This window comes from Candidatus Thermoplasmatota archaeon, assembly GCA_038884455.1.
Taxonomy (GTDB): Archaea; Thermoplasmatota; E2; order DHVEG-1; family DHVEG-1; genus JAWABU01.
Genome location: JAWABU010000011.1, coordinates 18,728 through 44,574, shown reverse-complemented (window position 1 = coordinate 44,574; position 25,847 = coordinate 18,728). Strand labels below are relative to the sequence as shown.

13 protein-coding genes are annotated in these 25,847 nt (G+C 36.9%); 9 read left to right on the top strand and 4 right to left on the bottom strand.

The window, feature by feature from the left end:
• Window positions 1-68: 68 nt before the first annotated feature.
• Both QXL17_03215 and QXL17_03210 read left to right on the top strand, forming a co-directional pair.
• Entirely contained in the window at window positions 69-2,792 is a 2,724-nt protein-coding gene (locus tag QXL17_03215) for a valine--tRNA ligase (protein MEM4258145.1), read from the top strand.
• 164 nt (window positions 2,793-2,956) lie between these two features.
• Window positions 2,957-3,394 carry a hypothetical protein gene (locus QXL17_03210; GenBank protein ID MEM4258144.1) on the top strand — a complete coding sequence of 146 codons (438 nt, stop codon included), beginning with the start codon at window positions 2,957-2,959 and terminating at the stop codon, window positions 3,392-3,394.
• Between the two features lie 28 nt (window positions 3,395-3,422).
• Here the strand turns inward: QXL17_03210 and QXL17_03205 are convergent, their stop codons facing one another.
• The 4 genes from QXL17_03205 to QXL17_03190 all read right to left on the bottom strand — a co-directional run bounded on the left by QXL17_03205 (window position 3,423) and on the right by QXL17_03190 (window position 7,899).
• Window positions 3,423-4,799, bottom strand: a complete 1,377-nt coding sequence (locus QXL17_03205) for an OFA family MFS transporter (GenBank protein ID MEM4258143.1) — start codon at window positions 4,797-4,799, stop codon at window positions 3,423-3,425.
• A 64-nt stretch (window positions 4,800-4,863) separates the two neighbouring features.
• Entirely contained in the window at window positions 4,864-5,850 is a 987-nt protein-coding gene (locus QXL17_03200; protein MEM4258142.1) for a DUF362 domain-containing protein, read from the bottom strand.
• Window positions 5,847-7,139: a 3-hexulose-6-phosphate synthase gene (gene hxlA / locus QXL17_03195; GenBank protein ID MEM4258141.1), complete on the bottom strand. Its 1,293-nt coding sequence runs from the start codon at window positions 7,137-7,139 to the stop codon at window positions 5,847-5,849. The genes QXL17_03200 and hxlA overlap by 4 nt, the downstream gene beginning before the upstream one ends.
• A gap of 202 nt (window positions 7,140-7,341) precedes the next feature.
• A complete protein-coding gene (locus tag QXL17_03190) occupies window positions 7,342-7,899 on the bottom strand; it encodes a hypothetical protein (GenBank protein ID MEM4258140.1) in 558 nt (185 codons plus the stop codon).
• Between the two features lie 860 nt (window positions 7,900-8,759).
• Here QXL17_03190 and QXL17_03185 point away from each other — a divergent pair.
• Genes QXL17_03185 through QXL17_03155 form a run of 7 tightly spaced genes read left to right on the top strand, consistent with a single transcriptional unit; the run spans window position 8,760 to window position 25,827 of the window.
• Complete coding sequence (locus QXL17_03185; GenBank protein ID MEM4258139.1) at window positions 8,760-11,573, top strand: type II/IV secretion system ATPase subunit; 2,814 nt, start codon at window positions 8,760-8,762, stop codon at window positions 11,571-11,573.
• 11 nt (window positions 11,574-11,584) lie between these two features.
• The gene (locus QXL17_03180) at window positions 11,585-13,393 is read left to right on the top strand and encodes an ATPase, T2SS/T4P/T4SS family (GenBank protein MEM4258138.1); all 1,809 of its coding nucleotides are present in this window, start codon (window positions 11,585-11,587) and stop codon (window positions 13,391-13,393) included.
• Window positions 13,390-14,268 carry a type II secretion system F family protein gene (locus QXL17_03175; GenBank protein MEM4258137.1) on the top strand — a complete coding sequence of 293 codons (879 nt, stop codon included), beginning with the start codon at window positions 13,390-13,392 and terminating at the stop codon, window positions 14,266-14,268. The genes QXL17_03180 and QXL17_03175 overlap by 4 nt, the downstream gene beginning before the upstream one ends.
• A 6-nt stretch (window positions 14,269-14,274) precedes the next feature.
• Window positions 14,275-15,198: a type II secretion system F family protein gene (locus QXL17_03170; GenBank protein ID MEM4258136.1), complete on the top strand. Its 924-nt coding sequence runs from the start codon at window positions 14,275-14,277 to the stop codon at window positions 15,196-15,198.
• Window positions 15,199-15,222: 24 nt separating this feature from the next.
• Complete coding sequence (locus QXL17_03165; protein MEM4258135.1) at window positions 15,223-17,739, top strand: hypothetical protein; 2,517 nt, start codon at window positions 15,223-15,225, stop codon at window positions 17,737-17,739.
• Window positions 17,740-17,759: 20 nt separating this feature from the next.
• A complete protein-coding gene (locus tag QXL17_03160) occupies window positions 17,760-21,866 on the top strand; it encodes a type IV pilin (protein MEM4258134.1) in 4,107 nt (1,368 codons plus the stop codon).
• A complete protein-coding gene (locus QXL17_03155; GenBank protein ID MEM4258133.1) occupies window positions 21,853-25,827 on the top strand; it encodes a type IV pilin N-terminal domain-containing protein in 3,975 nt (1,324 codons plus the stop codon). The genes QXL17_03160 and QXL17_03155 overlap by 14 nt, the downstream gene beginning before the upstream one ends.
• Window positions 25,828-25,847: the final 20 nt, after the last annotated feature.

The window sequence follows — 25,847 nt, the reverse complement described above, 5'->3', positions numbered from 1 at the left end:
CACCCGAAAATTAATAAGTAGAAATCATCTCTCGCTTTGTTATTTTAGTTTGGATATAGTGATTTTCCATGGTTGAATACGATCAGAAGGCTCTTGAGGCAAAATGGCAACAATACTGGCAGAAAGAAAAGATTTATCATTTTGACTTTCAAAGTAAGAAAAAACCATATAGTATCGATGTTCCTCCGCGGTATGCATCAGGGCCATTGCATGCCGGTCATGCAGTTCATTATACCCATATTGATTTTGCTGCTCGCTATAAAAGAATGCGAGGGTATAATGTTTTTTTTCCTTTATGTTTTGATGTAAACGGTATACCGATTGAAGAACGGGTTGAACGCAAACTCAACATAACTCGGAAGGATATTGATCGGCATGAGTTCATCAAGCTATGTTCTGCGTTTGCGCAGGAAAACATTCAGACGATGACTGATCAATTTATTCGTCTTGGAGAAAGCATGGATCCGTCGATCTATTATCAGACCGATGCTGAATATTACCGAAGAATTACCCAGATCTCTTTCCTGAAATTATATGAAATGGGTCATATTTATAAGGGGAGATTCCCGGTTAATTGGTGTCCACGATGTATGACTGCTATGGCTGATGCAGAAGTGACGTATACTGCTCGATCGACCTCTCTGAACACGCTGAAGTTTTATTTCACCGATATACAACCTGAGGTTTTATTGAATTATCATGGTATTGGAAAAGATAAGCAGGGAATGTATGTTGAGATTGCGACCACTCGTCCAGAGATGCTTCCGTCATGTCAGATACTTGCGGTTCATCCGTCTGATGAACGGGCAGCATGGTTAGTTGATCAAACCGTGAAAGTTCCTCTTTTTGATAAATTGGTGAGAATTGTTCAAGATGAGGCTGTTGATCCGAACTTTGGTACTGGTATTGTTATGATTTGTACCATTGGTGATAAAGAGGATTTGAAATGGGTTTTTAAATATAAGCTCCCTATTGAGATGAGTATTAATGAAGAAGGCAAAATGACCGATATCTGTAAAAAATATGCAGGTATGACGATTGCTGATGCTCGCCATGCAGTTCTTGATGATCTTAAGAAACATGATCTTCTCATTAAGCAAGTTTCTCTTGATCAAAATGTTGGAGTATGTTGGCGGTGTAAAACCCCAGTTGAATTCGTTAATGCTGAACAATGGTTTTTGAAAACAATTCCGTTTAAACAAGCTGTTCTTGCTGCAAGTGACAAGATGTCATGGTATCCTGATTTTATGAAAATTCGTCTTGTTGAATGGGTTAATTCGTTGGAGTGGGATTGGGTGATTAGTCGGCAGCGGTATTTTGCAACGCCTATTCCGTTATGGGAGTGTGTACACTGTGGTGAAGTTGTACTCGCATCAATCAAGGATTGTTACGTCGACCCAACAGTTGATAAACCACCGGTTGAGACATGTCCAAAATGTGGTGGATCTTTGAAAGGTTGTGAAGATGTTTTTGACACTTGGATGGATTCATCAATTTCTCCGCTGTACAATACGTTTTGGTATCGAAACGACGATCTTTTTAAACGATTGTATCCGATGTCGGTTCGTCCTCAAGCACATGATATCATTCGGACGTGGGCGTTTTACACGATTTTACGATGTACTCTGCTGACTGGTGAACAACCTTTTGAGAATGTGATGATGGGTGGTTTTATTCTTTCTGAAGATGGAACACCGATGCATGCAAGTTTAGGTAATGTGATTGATCCGTTGCAGGTTATTGACGAGTTTGGTGCTGATGCGTTTCGATGTTATGCTGCAAGTTGCGCTCTGGGAGAGGATAATCCGTTTCGGAAAAAAGATGTGATCCGTGGTGTTAAACTCTTACGGAAACTTTGGAATGTAGAGCAATTTATTGGTTCTGTTCTTGAAAAAAATAAACCGAAAAAACCTCGTCATCTCATCGATGTTGATGTGTGGATTTTAACTAAGTTTAGTAGACTTGTGGAAAAAACAACGCAACTCATGGATGTTTTTGAATACTCAGCGGCAATGAAAGAAATTGAGTTTTTTTTATGGCATGAATTCGCAGATCATTATCTTGAGATGATTAAGGAATCAGTATATAAAAACGAAAACAGTGAAAGTATTCGATATACAGTATATACAGTTGGTATTGGATTATTGAAACTTTTCGCTCCGTTTTTCCCGCATATAACCGAAGAATTATATCATGTTTGGTATAAACGTTTTGAAGAAGGAAAAAGTATCCATCTTTTAGACTGGCCAACATCAGTTCTTGTCGATGATGTTAAAGAATCCTATGGGGAGATCGTGAAACAGTATATTGCAGCGGTTCGTTCTTGGAAAAGTGAACAGGGTATTGCACTCAACGCACCTCTTCCAGGGGTAGCAACGTATGCTCCAGAGGGATATATCCATGCGTTACAGCGAAGTGCTCCTCTTATTACTTCGACATTGAAATATCCGAAAGATCATCATTTTGTTGTGGGAACTCCCAATGTTGAAGAAAGGATAACAAAGATTAATCCTGTGTTTGCGAAGATTGGTCCAACTCTCAAACAAGAAAGTGGAAACTTTAAAGTATGGCTTGAGAAAAATCAATCACTAATTATTCAAAAGCTACAAGACTCTGGCGATATTCCTTTTTCAGATGTTCCTTTAAACATCCCGCATTCTATAAAAGATGATTATTTAGTGAAAGATGGATATATTCGCCTTGAGAAAGAAGCACGTATTCATGGTAAACAAAAAAATATTGTTCGGAAATTTGATACGTTTTATTTGGAGCTAAAAAGAGGTGAGATGTGAATCCTATGAAGGTCGTTACTAAAAAAAATCTAAAACTGATGATTGTTAAAGTACTCGCTATATTGATTGTTTTAGCGATGATCTTCACAGGTTTTATTGTGATTTTTTCGCATTAAAAAAAAGTTTTATTTGTTTTAATACTTTGATTTTGGAGGTGTTTATCAATGAATTCGAAAATACATGCGCAAGGAGTAACTCAAAAAAAACATTTAGGTCATCAAGGTTTGTTTGCAACAGTAATTAATTGCATGGACGGTCGTGTTCAATTACCTGTGATTGCGTGGATGCAGAAGCAATATCAGGTTCAGTTTGTTGATATGATCACTGAACCTGGACCGATAAAAATCCTTGCAGAAGAGCATCCACAAGATCTTGTTCATTCAATAAAAAATCGAGTTTCTATTTCGGTCAATAAACATGGTTCTAGGATTCTTGCTGTTGTTGGTCATTATGATTGCGCGGGTAATCCGGTTTGCAAGGAATTACAACTTGAGCAGCTTGCGAAAGCAAGAAAAGTTCTGAGCTCCTGGGGTTTTAATATAAGCATTACTACATTATGGGTGGATGAACAGTGGAAAGTCCATGAAATTGAAATAAAATAAAGAATAAAAAATAAAAAAGTTTTTTTGTTTATGATGTTTTTTTGGTGCCAGGACTGGCATTTTCTTTGTAGATAAGTGCAAGACATGCTGCAATAAGGCAGAGAATTGCTGCAGGAATAAAAGCATATAAAAAGCTCATGTTCGCATCTTGTACCATACCGGCCAGGATTGGTCCAACGATTCCACCTACACCATAAGATGTAAAAATAAAACCATAGTTTATACTAAGATTTTCAGATCCAAAGGAATCAGCAGTTGCGGCGGGAAATAATGCAAAATTCGCTCCAAAATTAAAACCAATTATGGCTGCAGCTATGAAAAAGAAATAAGGGTTTTCTGTTGTATACAAAAAGATGGTCATCATGCCTGCTTGGAAAAGAAACATAATGATGAATGTTTTTCGCCGTCCAATTTTATCAGACAGTTGTCCCCACACGATTCGTCCAATTCCGTTGAATATTGGAAGGCATACTGCTGCTCCGATCACAGCAAAATCAGTTGCTTCCTGCATGGTGAAATTATGGGCTGTAAAACCGTCGGTTGGGCTTTTTGCGAAGTTTTGGACATTACCGATAACCATGAGTCCTGCAAGTGCACCAATGCAGAACATCAACCATAAAATATAGAATTGTTTATTTTTGAGCATTTCTCTTGGTTTCAGATTTAATGTTGTTTTTTGTTGTGCTGTTTGTTGTGGTGGATTCCATCCTTGTGGCTTCCATCCAGCTGGTGGATTTTTCATTACCAGCGATCCGAGAATCACCAGGACGAGAAATGCGATGCCATAGATTCGAAATGCCATGTCAACATTTGTAACAGTATATGTATATTGCCCGATTTGCTTGGTGATTAATCCGGAAAATCCAAGAATACTTGGTGGGTTTGCAAGAAGAATCCAGATAAATGCTCCAAAGCCAAATCCTGCTACGGCGAGTCCACTAACAAGTCCTTTCTTATCGGGGAACCATTTCACTCCTGTTGCAATTGGGACGACATACGCCAATCCAATTCCTGCTCCTGCAATCATTCCAATACAAATCAGTTTACCGATGAAATTCGCTCCAACAAGACTTGCTAGGATATATCCAGATCCAAGGAGGATGCCTCCGAGGAGTGCTACCTTCATGGGGCCATATTTTATTTGTAACCTTCCACCGATGATAGTGAAAAGTGCGAAGAATAGAAGACCAACGCTGAAGATTGCTTGTGTTTCTGTTTTTGTGAATGCATATTCGCTGAGATTACCGCTCGTTCCTTGGAGTGGTGTGGTAAATGCTGACCAGGCATAGATTGCCCCTAAGGCAAGTTGGATTAAAATACCACCGAAAACGATGATCCAACGGTTCATAATTTTAGGTTCTGTTGGTTGATTCGGTTTCGTTTGATTTTGTGGTGTTTCTATCATACGATATACCTTCTATACGTCAGCCCCTTCAAAGAAAACTAACATATATGTTTTTCGAATTGATTCAGATCGTAATCATTTCGTACGTTGGGTTACCAAGGCCGAGTTTGAATCCGAACTCGATCTGTTTGTATGGATTGACGTTATTGATTTTTTGAAAAATATCTTTTTTTTGTGCATGAATAAGATCGAGGGAGGCTTTATCGATTGCAACAGGATCGTCAGAAAGGAGATAACCAATATCTGGACAAATGAATGGTCCTGGAAAGGGATCGCAGTCACAGCTTTGCGCGATACGTTTTAGTTCATTGAGATAGAGAACTTTTTTTCCATGAACACACGCATAGGCTGCGCATGCGATAAGAAATTGTAGATCTGCTTTCTGATAGTGTAGTGCTTGAGTTGTACAATGATCAACGCATACTCCGCATCCAAAGCATTTTCGTTTGTTGTATTTCCAGTTTTTCTGATCGACCTTTATTGCGTTATAGATACAATTTTTTTCACATTCGGCACAAAAGGTACAATTCGTTTGAATATATTTTGGTCGACTTGCGTGATGCATCATCATTTTGGTCTGCCTTGTTACACCACCCATACCAAAATTTTTAATTGCTCCGCCCATGCCCGTCTGGATGTGTCCTTTCACATGAGCAATTGAAAAAATATGAGATGCTTCAGCAAGATGAACTGCCACATTAAAACAATACTCATTTATTTTTGTAGATATACCTACTGTATCAATGATTACTGGACATCCGATTTTTTTTTCAGTAAAACCATGCAGAGATGCAAGTTTTTGATATCCCTTTTTTGTACTGCGTAAACCGGGATAAGCAACAGTAGTATCAAGAAGAAATGGATGTGCGTTCATGTTCTTCAGCAGAGTGACTACTTTCCGGACAAACTCTGGTTGTGGATAATTTTTATTGTTGATTTCTCCCATGTGAAGTTTAACTGGAATAGTTTGATGTTCATAGGTAGGAACATGAAAAAAAGTAAGTGCCTTTGATAGTTTTTCGATATCTTGAAAGAAAACAACATGGGTCATCCAATTTTTTTCTCCCATTTTTTAAGTTTTAGAACACTACCGAGTGATCCACCTTGTTTGATTTCCTGCCGTATTCTATTTTCTTGTTCTCTGATATCTAAAGCTCGGTTGCAAATTTCATGGGCGATTTCTTGCGGGACAACGACAACTCCTGAGTCATCGCCAATAATCCAATCTCCAGTCCGTATTTTCTGACCGCCGCAGATAATTTCAGCACCGATCTCTCCAAATCCTTTTGGTTCTCCTGCATGTGGTGCTATATATCGAGTAAAGATAGGAAAGTTTAATTTCAGAAGATCTTCAAGGTCTCGAACTGTTCCATCAATAACTACGCCAGCTAATTTTTTTTGTTGTGCGCTCCAGGTTGCCAGTTCCCCCCAGATGGCTGTGGTTCCTCTGTTGACATCAATTACAAGGACGTTTCCAGGTTCTGCTTTATCAATTGCTTCAATAGGTTTTGCCCAGTCCCCATCAATCGTTTTCACAGTTAATGCTTGTCCCACAAGGTGAAATCCACAACGAATTGGTCGAATACCGATAAGAGCACCTTGTTTGTGCATAGCATCTGAAATATTTGAGGTACTTGTCTTGGAAAAGGCATCTCGTATCTGATTTTTGTCATATTTTTTATACAGTTCTGTTGGAATCGGTTTTTGTGTTATTATTGCTTTTTTAATCTGTTGTGTTGCCTTTCGTATATTATGCGCTTTTGTAATTGCACCACCGATGATAATGATTTGTGCACCTTTTTGTATTGCCTTTGGTGCTGTTTCACTATTCAGTCCTCCGGCAACCGCTATGGGGAGATTTGTTTTTGTTACAAGTTTCTCAAGCACTTGAAACGGTTTTTTTCCTTTCATTTGTTCGTCAATACCAGTATGAATACAGAGGTAATGAATTCCAAGTTTTTCGAGTTCTCGTGCTCTCTTCACTGGATCAGGGACATTTATGAGGTCAATCATTATTTGGATGCCGTATTTTCGTGCAGATTGCACTGCATCGATAATCGTACTGTTGTCAGCTGCTCCGAGAATGCAGATAATGTCTGCTCCTGCTTTTGCTGCCATTTCTGTTTCAAGAGATCCGGTATCCATTGTTTTCATGTCTGCTATTATTGTTTTTGTTGGATATTTTTCTCGCATGATTCGAATGATGTTCATCCCTTCGCTTTTGATTAACGGCGTTCCTATTTCTATCCAGTCTGCTCCGCCTTCAATACTTTCATAGGCGATCTTGAGTGCACGATCAGCGTTAATCAGGTCCAGTGCTACTTGGAGAATCGGTTTCATAGAACGATGCATATGTATGGTACCTATTAAAGTCTTTTTTTATTGTTGGAATTGTTTGAAGGGAGAGGAATCATATGAAGAGTTAAAAAGTAGTAGTTTAATAGTTTAAGGGGGTTTCCTCTCCTCTTCTCCGTATAGAGTGGGTGACATCAAATAGTTTTATTTAAATTTTTTTCAATACATGTTGACATAGAACATACTTTTACTTTCTGCGATTTATCTTTTTTTTCTTCAAATATCGTTGGATCAGAAGAACACTTGATAGTATGGAGAGCATAAGAAAAATTCCAATGCTTACGTACAAACCTACAACATTTTCAGAACTTCCAAATGGTGAAACAATGATAAGTATCGTGTTATTAATATAGCCATTTTTTTCAAGAGTTATATTAAAAAGTTTACTTTTATTTACGTTAGGAGCTAGTAGTATGATTGAACCATTTTTGTCAGTTCTCATTTGTTTATTATTAAATGATATTGTTGCATCTTCTATTAAACGGCCTTCGTCATCGATAATTGTAATAAGAAATGGTTTTTTTGCTTGAATTACGGTCCTTTCGAGCAGTGCAAAAAGCTGAGGTCGGTTGAGAATTGAAATATTTTTGTATACTGGTGAGAGGCGACTGGTATACGCTATTATCTGATACGTAGCGATACCATTTGGTAATACTCTCGGGGCGTTAAACGACGTATATCCTGTGCTGTTGGTATATTTTGTGTGCTGATTGAAAATAACTGTTGCATTAGCAAGAGGTGTCATATTAAGTAGTATTTGTATGTAAAAGTGTTCGCTTTCGTTGACTATCGATGGACTTACAATTTGTAAAGAAGGGTGCTGGTCGGCTTGTTGACATGATCCATTTGAGTGTATACTTGAACAGTAAAACAAGAACATAACGAGAACAGAAATCGTTTTTTTGATCACAAAGTATTGAAATATGAATTCATGGTTTATATTTTTTCATCACGAATTTTTGCATTCGATATATTTTTATGTCTTTTTTTTATTTAGTCTAACGAGGTGTAGAATTTTTTCGGAGTTATTAGATATGGAAAAAGTTTTATGTCCACAGTGCGGTAGTGAAAAGATAATGGCGCTTCGTGGGGAGTACGGCAAACAACTACAAGCTCACGAATGTTGTTGTCATGATTGTGATTGTATCTTTTTAGTTTCACATATGATTCAAGAAAAAACAAATAAATAATCATTGAATTTTTTTCGCCATGACTTTTTGCCAACATACATTTATATAGTATTACTGACACAATGTATCATGCTTAGAGAGGCGAGTGAGACGTTTGATGTCTTGTTTCGTCCTTTCGAGTATGAGTCTTTGAAGAGGCGGTTTGTGCGGTGTATCCGGTCGAATTCCTTCAAGGTCTCTCTCTAGGCTATTTTTCTTCTGTTAATACATACGGTGTACTTCGAGTATTTTTCCGAAAAATAAAGAAAGGTATAAATATGGTTAAGCGATATCAAAAAGCGTTGATGAGATGCATCTATGCAAGAACTATGAATTACTCCAGGTAGTTTGATGTAGAGTACTATTAGACTATTAGTAAAGATAATTAAATGGGATGGGATGCAAACGTGGAATGTGTGAAGAAAGGAGGGATGCAATGAGCGAGGATATAGCTCGATCTAAAATCCCTTCTTTCTCTTCTTCAGATTATCATCCAGAGACGATTGAAGAACGAGTTGATAGAATATTAGTTGAAAAAAGAACACAACCCTTGAGGACCCCAGTACATAAAATATTCATGAGTTCAATACTGAAATCTGAAAATAATGAACAACAAGTTCCTCAAAAACTATCGTATTTTCCTTCTGGACGATCAGGTGCGTTTTTTATTAAACAGAAAGAGTCATCTGTTCGAAGACAATCAATGACTCCTACTCAAACCCAACAAAAACAAGAAAAAAACAAGCGCAAAGAAGCAAAGATACAACGTCGTGAAGAAAAAAAACAAAAAAAATTACTTCAAAAACAGCAAAAACAAGAAGAAAAAAAGAGAAAAAAGATAGAAAAATTGCAAAAGAAAAAAGAATCAGCGGTTTTTTTCGTAAAAGAAAAAAAGAACAAAAAGAAAAAAAACAACGACCATACTTCAATCACCCAATATACTGATGAGATTCAAAGAACAACAGATAAACCGACCCACATTAAAACCAAAAAACGTATCGGTTTCAAACGTCAAAAAGATATGCCTTCTTCGGAATCTGACAATAATCTCCAAACATCATCTTTGCCATTAAAACACAAAAATGGTTACGATAACGTAGCAAATCAGCCTGAAGCTCAATCTCATGCATCAGATACTACTTTCGGGATTATTGGCGGGAGCAGTGAAGAACGAAAATGGCTTGATCAAAAGATTCGGGAGGCTAAAATTTTTAAAAAACAAGAAAAAATAGATCATGCGGTCGAAAAATACAGAGGTCCAGCTCAAAACGAGCGTATACAAACTTCTCCTCAATTGAACCAAAGCGGAGACAGCGTTTTGAATAAAACTGACGATACTGTCAACTACGATACTTCTGGTCCTGAAAAAAAACCTCCTCAGGTGCGTCAGGATACATCGAAAAAAGATAAGCATCAGAATATTGAGCTGCAAAAAGAAGTAGAACAAAAAGGTCAAGAAGTTGAGAAATATAAAGAACGAAAAAAAGAAATGACTTCTTCAACAAGCATTATTCCTGAGGGAGCATATGATCCAGATGAGGAATCTGATACTTCAAAGGTACCAACTCAACAGATTGATCAATGGTTGTTGCGGGGGACACAGGTTGACGAAGAATTTGCTGAAAAGACACCGATTTCGCCAAGTTCAATTGAAAAACAGCAGCATGTTAAGATCGATGAGCTTCAACCAGACGGTCTTGTTCGCTATACTGATGTTGCGCAACAATTAAAACATTCAACATTACTGAAATATGGCTATCGAGAAGGGTCATGGGATGAACTTGATTTCTATCCAATCTCTGAACCTTTTTGTTATGTTGAACTTATCCGTGAAAAAGAAACCCTGGATAAGCGATATTTCATCGTTGAAGTTGAGTTAACCCAAGAAGAAATAGATTTTATGAATTTTATTAAAGAAACATTACAACGGACATCGATAGAGCCTTTTGAAATTGAAGCAAAAGGAGAAAAAAAATATTTACATGAAAAAATTGATTTCATCATTAATGATTATCAACTATCCATCAATGAACAGTCAAAAAAGAAGATCATCTACTTTTTAGAAAAACAATTCCTTGGTTTAGATCGTCTTGAAAATCTCATGAAAGATCCAAATATTGAAGATATTTCGTGTGATGGTGCACAGATACCAATTTTTTTATATCATCGACGATATGGTTCATTGAAAAGTAACGTTCAATTTGACAGTGAAGAGGAATTATCTGCATTTGTTATTAAACTTGCTCAGAAGTGTGGCAAGCATATTTCAATTGCTGAGCCGATGCTTGATGCAACCATGCCTGATGGTTCTCGTATTCAAATGACCTTGAGTACTGAGGTAACCAGCAAAGGATCTACGTTTACGATTCGGAAATTCAAAGAAGATCCATTTTCACCTCCGGATCTCATTGAGTTCAATACCATGTCTTCTGAAATGGTTGCCTACCTGTGGCTTGCCGTTGAAAATGGGATCAATGCACTCATTGCTGGTGGTACTGCTGCTGGAAAAACATCAGTGTTAAATGCTATTGCTCTGTTTATTCCGCAGGATTCAAAAATTGTTTCAATTGAAGAAACCCGTGAGATTAATCTGCCGCATCCAAATTGGATTCCAGGTGTTGCTCGATCTGGTTTTGGCGAGGTTGTTGGTAATAAAGTTGTCGGTGAAATCGATATGTATGATCTTATGAAAGCGGCGCTTCGGCAACGACCTGAGTATATTCTTGTTGGTGAGATTCGTGGTCGTGAAGCGTATGTGTTGTTTCAGGCGATGGCAACCGGTCATACAACATATTCAACAGTTCATGCTGATTCAGCCCAGTCTTTAATTCATCGGTTAGAAGGTAAGCCAATTAACATCCCGCGTATTATGCTTCAAGCACTTGACATCGTCTGTATCCAGGTGATTTCTCGGGTAAAAAATAAACGTGCACGCCGATGTAAACAAATCATCGAGATCATTGATATTGATCCAACAACGAAAGAAATTTTAACCAATGAAGTGTTCCGGTGGGATCCGGTTGAGGATAAGTTCATTTATTCTGGGAAAAGCTATATTATTGAACGGATTCGATCTGAAAAGGATGTTTCTCGTGAGCAGATGACCGAAGAAATCAAAAATCGTGCAAAATTATTAGAATGGCTCAACAAGAAAAATATTCGTGAATTTAAAAAAGTTTCAACTTTAATTGTTCAATATTATGAGAATCCAAGAGCCGTCTTAGAAAAGATATCAAAAGATAGCTTGTGAGCAGTAAGAATATGTTGAAGAAAATCGCGATATGTCCAAACTGTCAAACAAAAAATATGGTAGAGGGTGAACTAGATCAACAAGTTGAAATAACGTGTTCAGTGTGTGGAACTAAGGGTGTCGTTTCTTTTACACAACAGGATGTTGCTGTACAAGAATCTGTTGTTGAGCTTGATTTTTATGCGGTCAATGAACCGTTTACGTACATCAAGATTTTAAAAAATACACAGACGTTAGATAAATATTATCGAGTTATCGAACCATTTCTGTCACCTGATGAGGAAAAATCAGTTCAGTTTATTCAGGAAACGTTACTAAAGGTTATGGACCATCGGTTAGATGAACTTGAAAAAGATCGTGTCGATGAATATTTAGTTGAACAGATTGAAAAAGTTATTAATGATTATGATATTAAAGCAGATGAGGTTTTTAAGAAAAAAATTTTATATTATGTTGTCCGTGATTTTCTTGGATATGGGAAGATAGATCCGTTAATGCGCGATACGAATATTGAGGATATTTCGTGTGATGGTGCGAATATTTCGATTTTCCTGTATCATAAGAAGTATGGATCGTTGAGGAGTAGTATACAATTTGACAGTGAGGAAGAATTATCTGCGTTTGTTATTAAACTTGCTCAGAAGTGTGGCAAGCATATTTCAATTGCTGAGCCGATGCTTGATGCAACAATGCCTGATGGTTCTCGTATTCAAATGACTTTAAGTAAAACAGTGACTGCAAAAGGTTCAACGTTTACGATTCGGAAATTCCGTGCTGATCCGATTACCCCAACTGATTTGATCGAGTATCATAGTATGTCTCCTGAGATGGTTGCTTATATGTGGCTTGCTGTGGAGCATGGTATTAATGCGATTTTTGCTGGTGGTACTGCTGCTGGAAAAACGTCAACATTGAATGCACTATCGTTGTTTATTCCTCGAGAAGCAAAAATTGTTTCAATTGAAGAAACTCGTGAGATTAATTTGCCGCATCCCAATTGGATTCCTGGTGTCGTTCGTTCTGGTTTTGGCGAGGTTGTGCATGATAAGTTTGTTGGTGAGATAGATTTATTTGATCTTATGAAAGCGGCGCTTCGGCAACGACCTGAGTATATTCTTGTTGGTGAGATTCGTGGTCAGGAAGCGTATGTGTTGTTTCAAGCAATGGCAACCGGTCATACAACCTATTCGACATTTCATGCTGATTCGACGAAATCGTTAATTCATCGGTTGGAAGGTAAACCAATTGAGGTTCCTCGAATTATGCTTCAGTCGCTTGATATTATTTCAATACAGGTGAGCGCTCAAGTTGGGGATAAACGGGTGCGTCGATGTAAACAAATTGTTGAGATTGTTGATATTGATCCAATGACAAAAGAAATTTTGACCAATGAGGTGTTCCGTTGGGATCCCATCGAGGATAGATTTATCTATTCTGGGAAAAGCTATATTCTTGAACGAATTCGATCGCAATATGATATGGATAAGGAAGCAATGATGCAGGAGATTAAACGTCGCGTTGATATTTTGAATTGGATGCATCGAAAAGGTATCCGTTCTTTCAAAGAGGTTGCTCAGATTGTAGCGTGGTATGCTGAGACTCCAGATGAATTGATGCAAAAAGTGAGAAATGATGAAGATATCGAGTTGTTATCGAAGAAAAAAGATACTCTGAAAAAAAATATTGAACGTGATGTTGTGTATGAAAAGAAAATGGTGGTTGACCCTGCAAGTAATGTCGATGTCGCTGATCCTAGAGATGGTGGGGCGAAGGGTACTCCTCAGAAGCGGAAACGTATTGGATTTCGGAGGAGGGAATGATGACGTTAACTAAATATCAGAGGGTTTGTTATCAGTGGTTTGGTGGTTTTGCCCGAAAAAATGTTTCTGAGAAACTTGATAAAATGTTGCAATCTGCGCATATGGAGATTCGAACAGATGCGTATCTTTCGTATGTGATGTTTGCATCGATTCTGGTTATGATCGGAAGTTTGATTGGAATGTCTGTTTTTCTTGCGATTCTTGTTGTTGTTGCTCATGTGAATCTCTCTTTGATGATTGTTGGAGTGTTACTAAGTCTTCCCGGTGTCTTTGGTACTCTAACATATGCACTCTTATTAAAGATACCCGCAAGTAGAGCAAAAGCTCGGAGTAAAAATATTAACGTTCATTTAGCATATGCTTGTAATTTCATCTCAGCGATGGCATCAGCAGGGGTAACACCAACTGAAATTTTTAAAAGTCTTTCAAAGCAGGATATTTACGGAGAGATCAATAAGGAGGCGGCATGGATTTATCGTGATGTGACATTACTTGGAGTAGATTTGCTTACAGCAATTAAAAAGAATCTTGAACGGACACCATCCCAGAAATTTAAAGAATTTTTACAGGGAATGGTAGTTACTGTCACGTCCGGTGGTTCACTTCGATCATATTTTTTAGCAAAGGCAAACCAGTATATGTGGGAGAATCGTCAGGCACAGAAACAATTGCTTGAAACCTTGGGAATTATGGCTGAAAGCTATGTGACTGCTGCAGTTGCAGGTATCTTATTGTTGTTGATTGTGATTCCATTGATGATGATTATCAGCGGGGATTTTAATGCGATGTTTTTGTATATTTTAATTTTCATGGTCGTTCCTATGGTTCATATGGGTTTTGCTGTGGTGATTAAAGGTATGTGTCAGGGGGCGTAAGCATCGATGTTTGAGAAAAAAGAAAAAAAATCTGTTCCAGATACTCAAAAAAAGATTGGTTTTTTCCAAAATCTTATTTTGACTGGTCAGAAGACTCGGTTAATCGTGATTGTTGTCACCATTGTTTGTATTGTTGTATTTCTTCTCTTAGCGGTTTTGACGTTGGTTCGGATTTTTCCAGGTTTTTTAAATCCTGGGGATTATATTGTTCTGGCGATGCTTTCAGGTACTGGGATTTTTGGCATGTATGAAGCAATGCGGATGCGACGGATTTCGAAAATTGATGCTATTTTTCCTGATTTTGTCCGTGATCTTGCTGAGTCACGTCGTGCTGGTATGACATTCACCAAGGCTATTTTGTTTGCCTCGAAAGGTAATTATGGAATTCTTACACCAGAGATTCAGAAGATTTCACAGCAGGTATCTTGGGGGAGTAATGTTACTGATGCGCTTGTTGATTTTTCTCGCAGGGTGTATACGAAATCGATTCGTCGGACAATTTCGTTGATCATTGAGGCAAGTAAAAGTGGTGGGAATGTTGCTGATGTGCTTGATCTTGCTGCAAAGGATGCTCGTGAGATTAAACTGTTGGAATCTGAGCGGAAAACAAGTATGGCCTCCTATGTTGTTGTGATTTATGTTGGTATGTTTGTGTTTCTTGCGATTATTTTGATTTTGTGTACGAGTTTTATTCCCGCGATGGTCGGTGAAGGCTCTTCAGGGATGCAGGGTGTTATGGGGGGTGGTGGTCCTCGCGTCTCGATTCAGGAGATTACAAGTATTTTTTATTATGCAACATTGATGCAGGGTATTGGTTCTGGTGTTGTTGCTGGTGTTTTTGAAGATGGAAAATTAACATCGAGTGTGAAACATATTTTTGTGATGATTATTATATCATGGTTATCGTTTAAATTGCTGTTAGGAATGTAATGCACTACTGAGGTGGAATAGGTAATGATACTGAAAAAGTTACAAACTACTGATGCTGTGTCTGAGACACTTGGAACGTTACTGATGATTAGTTTTGCAGTATCTGTTTTTTCTGTTCTAACATTAGTAATTGTAAATCCTTGGGCGAATATGCAGGGTCCTGAACGCCGTTTTGTTAATATCGTTGGTGCTGTTGAAGATGATAAGATTGTCTTGTTGCATAAGGGTGGTGAAGCGCTGAGCCCCTCTGTAGAGATTGTCTATACAATTCGGTATCCTGGCTCGGCTGAAAATCCAGATGGTTCAGAGGTTGTTACAAAAAAGACGGTTGGAGAGACGTTTTCTATGCAGTGGTCGATTGGTCAATCGATAACGTATCAGGGGCAGCCAGAATTACCTGATGCGTATGTACATGTAAAAATTGTGGATCGTGAGAATAATCTTGTTATTCTTGACAAGGTGCTACAGGAAAGTCCATATGTTGTTATGAATCCTGTTGTTGAGAATACGATTACTGAGGATGTGGATGGGACATGGCGTGCGACGGTAAGTCTTTTTTATGATTTTATCAACTATGATTTTTTTTCTTCGTATACCGGAGAAGATGCTTTGTCTTTTACGTATACCGTTGCAACCACTGAATATACAAAATATGTTTTGAAAAACGGGATTAAGAACACGATTTCTACTGAGCTGAGCAGTCTTCCAAGGGGTACACAAATTAGTGTTTCAGCACATCTGAAATATATCAATTCTCTTGGAACAACGATAACCAAACATAGTACGACTGTGATTTTTTGGACCTATACTACTCCACGAGCAGACTATCAATTCACGACCGAAGAAACTTTATTACACGATGGAATGGAACCAAAAGTTCATGGTTCTTCGTTTCAAGCTCCGTATGATGTAAGTTATCAACAAGAGGATGGATATGATGCGGTTTTTTTTGATGAAGATGTCGATGATCGAGTGGTTATTCCATATCATCATAAATTTGATGTTACTGATTCGTTTAAGGTAAATTTTAGAGCGAAATTTGAGGAAGCCTCATCGAATGATTTTTTTGGAAAAATTCAACGTATTGACCAGAAACTTTTCGGGGGTTCTTTTTTTAACAATGTGTGCTATTCTCCAGATATGATTCCTGTTTATGGGTCTACTAATGATGTTGTCATCGTTTGCACTGATGGTACAACATCAAATCTGTATATCTTTACGGTACAGGTAAATACCGATGGTTCTATTGGTGGGATTAGAGATACGAAAACCATTACTAAAAATATCTATTATCTAAATCCATGTATATATTATATTTCAAATGATATGTATATTGTTATTGCTGCGGGGAGTAGTGATTTTGCGACTCCCCAATGGGCATATCTACGATTACTGATCAACCCAACGACAGGAAGTATCTCATTGATTGATACAAAGCAAGTAGTTCTTGGTCCGTATTACGGATGGAAACCAACAATGATCCATATTGAAAGAGATATCTATGCTGTATGTTTTGGCGGTCATTACAATCCAGTAAAACCGATTGAGACTGGTGGTATTATTACTTTAACGATTTCGCCTTCTGGTGTGACTCAAATCGATACAAGAAAGTTGCCGTATCCGTATTGTACTGAAGTTGACATTATTCATGTAACCGATAACTACTACGCGGTGATTTATGGAGGTGATTCAACAGTACCGATACGTCAACTGAATATTAATATTTTTTATATCAATCCGTATACCGGTAAGATTGGATTGTATTCTGTTGCCAATGCTTCATTTCAATATGATCAATTAGGATTTAAACCAGATATTATCGCGATAAATAGTACTTCAGGTATTTTTGCAATCTGTTATAGTCAAGCATGGGCTCAAATGGATCGATATAGTTTTGTTCAAACCATATATATCTCCCAAGAACGAGGTGCTTTTTCTATAAATACGATTGATTCATACATCTGTCCTTTTTATGCTCAAGATATGAAGATTATCTCGATGAGAAATGATCTCTATACTCTTGCGTATGTTGTACTTCCATCATATACTTCTACGGTAAGTACCATTAAAATTAATCAAAATGGGTATATTCAACCTTGCCTTCTTGATAGATATACGTATACTGATCCTGGTTGTTTTGTAAAACTCATCCCAATGTCGTCTGATACTGCGATTATGTGTTTCGGCGGTCTATTTAGTACTGTGAAAGGTTTTCTTTCGACAATTCGTGTTTCGTGCGACATACGATATCAAGTAATCATTGAAAAGAATGCTGTTTTTGCAGTGAAAGCAAATGGCCCGTTTCTCATCGCAGAAATATGTACAATGGGTGGTGTGAAATATGAACTTGTTGCAGATAAGCCATCTGGTTGGGTAGAGATATCATTAGAATATATGAATAATCAGATGCGTTTTCAAGTTGGTAGTAATATATTTACAAAACAAGGTCACGGTACGATGGTTGTTGTACCTGTTGATATTTTTATGGGTCCTTTCTATGGATATATCGATTATTTAAAAATTGGAAAAAATAATTATTAAAAACGTATCGGTGATGTACTATGAAAAAAGAATGGCGACAACTAGCTCTTCTACAGAAGAAGTATCAATCGGATCGTCGTTTGTTTCAAAAAGATTTCCGGTATGATACTAGAGGGGTTTCTGAAGTTGTTGGAACCATGTTGCTTGTTACGATTGGCGTGGCACTTTTTATAGTATTGTCTGTAGTTGTTTTTTCTGTTCTTTCAGTTTATTTTCCTCAAAGTATTCCAAAAACAAGTCTTCTTGGAACCGTTGACATTCCTGTCATCTATATTCATCATTATGGTGGTGAATCAATTACTGGAGATTGCATTGTAACAATTGCGGTAGGTGAACATACAAAAACACAATCGTTACAAATATTTTTAGGTACAAACGATGTAAATCAGAATAATATGTTTGATATCGGTGAATCTTTTTCTTTTGACTCCTCTCTGTCTACGACTTTTGGATTACCCTCGTATCAGATAGCTGCAAGTGAAATTGTAGTTACGATTTTTAATCCTTCGGTGAATGCAGTGATATATAAAAGTATTCTCCAGGAAGGATTATCTGCTGTTGGGCCGGTTGTTACCACGCTTCCTGCAACGAGCATTGCTCAGACATCAGCAATATTTCATATGTCGTATGATTTTAAATTTCAAGAATTTAGTGGTCGTAACATTCGGTTTATATATTGGAAAAGCGCGGATCCAAACAATAAATTCTATACCTCTTGGTATTCCACCGATGCCATCCAGGATTTTTATGATGAGACTGTAGGTGATCTTGATATGGGAACACGATATCACTACCAAGCACAAATCAAGTATACCTATCGTGATGATCAAGGAGTTGAACAAACCCTTGAATTGTTGAGTTCTTCGATTCAAAGTTTCTCGACACTAACAAATCTTCTTGCAAATTGGAAGTTTGATGAAGGACAAGGGCTTACTGCGTTTGATTCTGGCCCACATCAACATCATGGTGAATTATATCCTGACAATCCTATGTTTCTTCGGCCTCAATGGCAGACCGTACCTGACAATACGGTCAAAGGAGGTTCAGCGCTTGAGCTGGATGGATATGATGATTATATATCGATTGATTTATCACAGGGTTTGATAAACCCTGTTGAACAAATGACGTGTGAAGGTTGGGTTAAACCTGGTGAGCATGCTGATGGTAAATTTTGTAATGTTCCAGACAATGTTTTTAATTCTTTTTCTACATTTGGTAATTCGTATATCGGTTTTTATGAAACAGATTGTATTTATGTTGGAACAGAGTCAGAAAATATTACCCTTGCGTTGGCTGGTCGAACCGGTTCAACAACAGAAAAGAAAGGTGCTATCGTAACCCTTAAGGTAAAAAAAACAGATTTCTCTGGTCAGGTTTTATCAAAAGATAGTACGACAACATATTTTGATGTATTTATTTTTGAATTAGGTTCATGTCAGAATCCGAAAATGTTCCATATTTCTGGTGATATTTTTGGGGTTATTTATACTGGGCCAAGTGATATTGGAAGAATAAAAACATTTCAAATTTCTGCAGCTGGTGATATTTCAGACACTCCAATTTCTGAATATGTTTTTTCTGGTCAAGATAGCGTGTGTTTTGTTCCAGATATTGTGTATTGTAGTACTTCTGGAGGTAATTATTTTTTTGCCTGTGTGTATGCAACATCAGATTACAGGGGAATTGTTAAAACGTTTAGTATCTCTCAAACTGGGAGTAGTATCACATCAATAAGTCATGTTAATATGTATACTACTGTTCCAGTAGGAGATGCTGACAATGAAGGAATTGTTTATGCTGCTGATATTGCTATGGTTGATTCCGATACCTTTGTTGTTGTCTACGAGGATTTTGATCATGATGGTCGGCTCCGTTCCTTTAACATCAATCCGACAACAGGAGCTATCGTTACTTCTTCGTTGAATGCTTGTTTATTTGATGATTTAAATGGTGTAACTCCTCAGATCATTAAGGTGTCTGATACTGGTTTGTTTGCTATTGTGTACTATGCAGGTCTTGATGATGAACATGCAAGTATCGGGCGGGTGGTAATCGTTGAAATTCCAGATACTGGTGTTATTGATAGTCCTCCACGAGATGATTTTATTGATAGTAGTCTAGGTCCAAAAACATATCCATCTATTGATATTGAAGGTTCTCAATTTAGTGAATTCCGGATTGTAAGGCTATCTCAAATCATTGGATCTTCTGCTTTTTTTGCGGTATCCTTTCGAGGGGTTAATAATTACGCATATCTTGATATAATCAATGTTACTATGAATCATTATTCTCTAAACGGAATTCGTCTTGTTAGAGACAATTTTATCGTTGAACAATCAGTAATCGGCTGGCCTGTTTTTGTATATACAAACTATGAAACTCCTCAACCGTTATATGCGATGTTTTGTAAGAAACTTTCTTCATCATATTCAAACGATGATAATAATGGGATTATTAAAACATTAACAATTTCTGTCATATCTGAAACAAGTGTTACTATTTCACTAATTGATTCAGCATATGTTGGTTGTCAAAATTTTTTCACCCCTGATACAATTCTTCTTTCTCACGATACAAATTACTATTATTATGCGGTTGTCTGTCGAGGGGAGAACGACGGAGGATACATAAAGACATTTGCTGTCAACAAAATTTTTTCAATGATTGGTAGACCTGTTGGTGGAACTGGTGTCGAGCCAGGTGTATTCATTGACGTTTTTAAATTTGCTGATGATTGTTTTAATCCGAGGATTCTTCGAGTTCATACCACAGTATATGCAATTGTCTATCAAACAAATCCAGGATCGCCCTCTTCTCAAGGGTATATTGTTACTGTACAAATCAATGACAATGGAATAATTACACATCCACTACTTGATGGGCCTACGCTGTTTGTTCCTTCAGTTTCTGGTATTACTAAAGTATATTACCCGAAAATGTATCCACTTGAAAACCAGAGTTATATAGTATGTTATGGAGGTTTGTATACTGGACAAACTGTTTTTGTTGTTCAATCATGCCAAATTACCGATGGAGGTACCATAACTATACAAAACGATCCAGAGTATTATGATGTTATTACAAATGTTGGGCCTTGTCCACAGTATGGTTGTGATGTTATTCGTATTTCTCAAGTTACTAATATTTTTGCTTTTGTATTCGGTTCGTCTGTTATTACTTATTCTTTTTTTGAAGGGGCCCCTCAAAGAATCATTGAACGACCTATTGAGATTTTTTCGCTCTTTGGTTCTCTTGCTTTTCCAACAATTATTCATGAAGGAGAAATCTACGTACTTACGTATACACATCTTGAGGCTCCAGGATTCAGTGGTTTTGCTGTGTTCACAATTTCTGAGGATGGATCGGCAATTTCTTTAAGCACAATACAGTTCTTTGAAAGTAATAGTTATATTTCACTTGTTCGTGTTTTTGAGGATACATTCATGTTTCATACTTCTCCATTCGGTAATGGTTTTTTACAATTAGCAACAGTTCGTATCAATCTACAAAAAGGAGATGTCAGTAGCATTGATGCTTATAAAAGTATACAAAAAAATTATTTATTTGCTCGGTTCTTACCTGTTGATTTGTCAGAATCTCCGTATAAATTGCTTTTGGTAGCACAAGGTCCAGAAGAAGATGCTGTTGTTCATTTGATTTCTCTTAATCAGGAAAAAAGAATGTGTACTATTATTGGATATGATTCACAAGAGTATAACATTTTCAATATTTCTGTGTACGATCATGTTGTGTATGCATCAATAATTGATACGAGCGATCGCACATTGACGGTTTCTGTTCCTCTCGTCTCAGATTGTTGGAATTACATAGTTTTCCGATATAAATCGGGTGGATCTGGTTTTATGACGTTGTCGAATTATTTTGATAAGAATCAAAATCCATTTTTTTATTCTCTTCCATCTCTCCCAGGAGGTTTTTTACAACTGAAAAGGATTGAACTTGAGGTTATTAAAGAAGTGAACTTTTACATAGGCAGAAATTATTGTGGATCGTCTGGCTTTAATGCTTTTTATGATGAATTTGAAATTTATGATAACGTTTTTGATATAGCGTATCATAGTTCAAAATTTAATGAATGGTGGGATGAACGGTATGGCAATCCATAGGTTTTTTTATCCTAGAAAGAAGCATTATTTTTTATGTTTTATACAACAAAAAGCATCTGTTTTTTTCAAGAAGAATAATGCTGTCTCTGAGATACTTGGAACTATTTTATTGCTGTCGATATCTATCGCATTGTTTTCATCATTGTATCTTTTGGTAACGCAGGTATCGACAAGTTATACTCATGAGCTAACCCAACAGGTAACTCTTGTTGGTTCTATTGAAGGTAATTCTGTTGTTTTTCGTCATCTTGGGGGAGATGAACTTGTTTCAAAAATTAAAGTATCGGTGATCATTGCTGGAGAGACACACTCGTATATTCTTGGTGAATCTACAGATGGTTTTGCTTTTAGCGGGTCAGAGCATCGTTGGAAGATTGGTGACGAGGTAACCTATACTCAAAGTGTTTCTCTTGGAAACATGGAGGTTGTAGGTCGCATTGAGGATATTTCAACACATCGGATTATTCTTGATGTGACTTTACAAACCGGTGAAAAAGGGGATGTTCCCTATGTTCTAACACATGTTGATCCTACAACTGATCTGACCACAGCATCGGTTTCTTTATATTATAATTTTATTGATTTTAGTCGATTTACTGCTCGTTATGTTATGATTCAATATTGCTCGATTGATCATACCTTGTTGCCTTTAGATCCACAAAATCCTACAAATCCACCACAACACAATTACGTGATGTCGGCAAATATTGATGACAACCGCCCAGTTGCTGCAAATTTTGGTTTCGAAATTATTGGATTGGATTCTGAAACCACGTATCGTTTTCGTGCAGCAATAGCGTATACCTATAACAATCAACCATATATTAAATATGGGGATAGTCTTATTTTTGTCACAAAAAGTGAAATAGTTGGCCATTGGAAGTTTGATGAAGGAACTGGTCGTATTGCTTATGACCAAACAAGAAACTATAATAATGGTACACTTCAACCAGGTATGATCGGTCCCTCATGGGTTCAACGAGAAAATTCATATTCAACTGATTATGCTTTGAGTTTTGATGGAATCGATGATTATGTCCAAGTTCCTGATAGTAATTCATTGGATTTGACCAAGAATCTTCAAATTGATTTTAAAATGAAGCCATTAGAATATGCTGATAAGAACGTCGGATCGATCGTTTCGAATATTGCTGGTGGTTTATCAAGTTTTGGACCAAGATACTATGATTGTTATGAAGCTGATGTTGCTTTTGTTTCTGATACAGGTGATGGGAAAATCTATGCTATTGTAAGTCGAAATCAGAATGCTTCTCCCCATGGTTATCTTGTAACTGTGAAGATACGAAATGATGGGAGTATAGTCAATACGACGAATGGTTGTTTTATTGATTTTTTTGTTTTTCAGAATCAGTCGGGTGTTGGTTGTTTTAATCCAAAGATTATTCGATCTGGAGGCCCAAATAATGTATTTGTTCTTGTTTGGAGTCGAGGCGGGGGAAACGGTATTGGCTTGAGAACACTTTATATAACGAATACTGGTTTTATTCAAATACCACCAGGAAACCCAGGTATTGTTCGATCAGCGCATACCCGTTGTTATCATCCAGATATTGATTTCATTGATAGTATCTCTGATGAAAGTCGTTATTTTGTTGTAGTCTATTCACTTGGAGTAAATTATCTAGGTATTGTTGAGACATTCCGGGTAACTAGTAGTGGTTCACTAACTTTCATGAGTACGATCGGTAACTTTTCTCATAATTATTCGAGTAATCCACTTGCTGAAGGAAAAGCGATTCAACCAGAAGTATTAAAAATAAAAGAGGATGCAAATTTTTATTATTTTACTGTTGCTTTTATGCATGGTGATGGGGCATTTCGAACAATAAAAATAAAAAAGACAAATCCAAATCAGTTTCATGTGCATTCAATTAGTCTACGCGACAATTCATTAGATGCTGGAAATTGTCAGTCGCCTGAGATTATTAAAGTTGCTGATGGTTCTGAACCTCTTATTGCTGTTGTTTATGGTGGACCTTCAGAGGATTCTTCGCAGATTGTTGGAAAAATAAGAACATTTCGATATACTGATACTAATTATCAACTTATTACTAGTTATACATTCGAACCAGCTGTCAATCATTTTTTTGAACCTGATATTATCGAACTTGAACGATCTGGGGATATGGGTTACTACGCTATTGTCTATCGTGGTCCTTCAGGGTCTTCAGATACATATTGTTGTATAATTAAAACAATTGAAATAAATGTTAATACCGGCGTTATTACTCCTTCAATAAAAGATAGTATCATTATTCAACTGCGAGTTAATAGTAATGCTGATCCGTATGAACCTCAAATTTTTCTTATCAGTAATTCTTTGTTTGGTGTTGTATATCGGCAAAAAAATTATGATGGTGTACTTAAAACAGTTCAGTTTAGTTCTGGGGGGATGATTGATGATACGTATCCGGTTCGTGGTGTCCATACACTTGGTTTATTTTGTGTTTATGACAATAATGCTATGTATAAACTAAAAGAGGATGATGGTTCAGGTATCTATGCGCTATTTCACCAAGGATTAAACCATGATGCGTATATTAAAACCATCAGAATATTTAACTCTGGAGTGATATCTAATCAAATTATCACCAATTATGTTATCTCCCTGGGAAGATTAGCATCTCCGAGTAGTTCTTATCTTTTAAATATCTTTGAAACTCCAAATTTTAATTATATTCGTGCGGTTGGTTCGAATCATTTGTTTGCTGTGGTCTTCCGAGGTGCTAATGGTAATTTATGGATCAAAACATTTACCATTTCGAATGATGGAATCGTAATTACCTTGAAACAAAGTTTTGATTTTTCCTATTTTGGCATGTATCCTTTTCTTGGTCCAAGTATTCAACAAGGATCTCAGATACTATATCCTTTAGTGTATAGAATATCAGGTTCAGTTGGATATATTCAACTAGTTTCATTTACTGATGAAGGAGCAGTAAATCTTCATGGAACACCAACTGAATTTGGCACTCCTTCAAGCTTGTATTATCCATCGATAATTCGCATAGCTGATACCAATCTTTTTGTTCTTGGTTCAGTGTATGAGGATTATGTACTCCGTTTACGAACATTTACAGTTACGAGTAATACAATTACATTTATTGACTTCTTATCTATTTCGCAACTATCATTAATTAATTTCTTTACTATAAACCAAGTAGGAGCCCATGATGAGCAATCTTTTATTACATTAATATACACCAGGAGGGAGTATCCACATACTGGTCTGATGACTGTGTATGCTCTGAACACTACTACTGGAAAGTTTATCTCGACAACTCCGATTGACCAATTTGTATTTGAAGGTGGATTTTCTTATCCACAAATTTTCCACTTGAGAGAAAGGATATATGCTGTTTTTTATCGTGCAGGGAGTGGAAAAATAAAAACGATTCGCATCGATCAAACAACAGGAAATATCGTAGATACGTTTGATTCGTTTTCCGAGTTTGATCCAAATTCACCGTTTGATGGGTATCCAACTCCGTTTTCAATTGTTCAGGTTCATGATTCAACGTATGCAATTTTTTATGGAGGATATTCTTATTTTAATGGTTATGTAAAAATCGTTAAACTACCGATTGCTCACTCAGATAAACCTGATGGTCTCATTGTAAAAAAGAATGCGTATGCTGTGTACGGTCAGGTTACCGATAATGTTGTACGAATTCGTGCAACAATTTTCGTAGGCGGACAAAATATTACTTGTTGGAATAATTACACGGTAAATCCTTTGATTGTTTTTTATCTTATCCGAGTTCGATATGATTTTCAAACAGCAACGTTGACACTTCGAATTGAAGATCAGGAGGAGAGTAAACAAAACTCTTCGTATATGGGCGTTCCTATTGTAACGACTTCTGAGCCCCTTGTTATTGGAGGATGTCATGCTATTCTTGACGATGTTGTCATCCGAACATTATTTAAAGATGCTTGATAATCATCACTGGGCAAGTA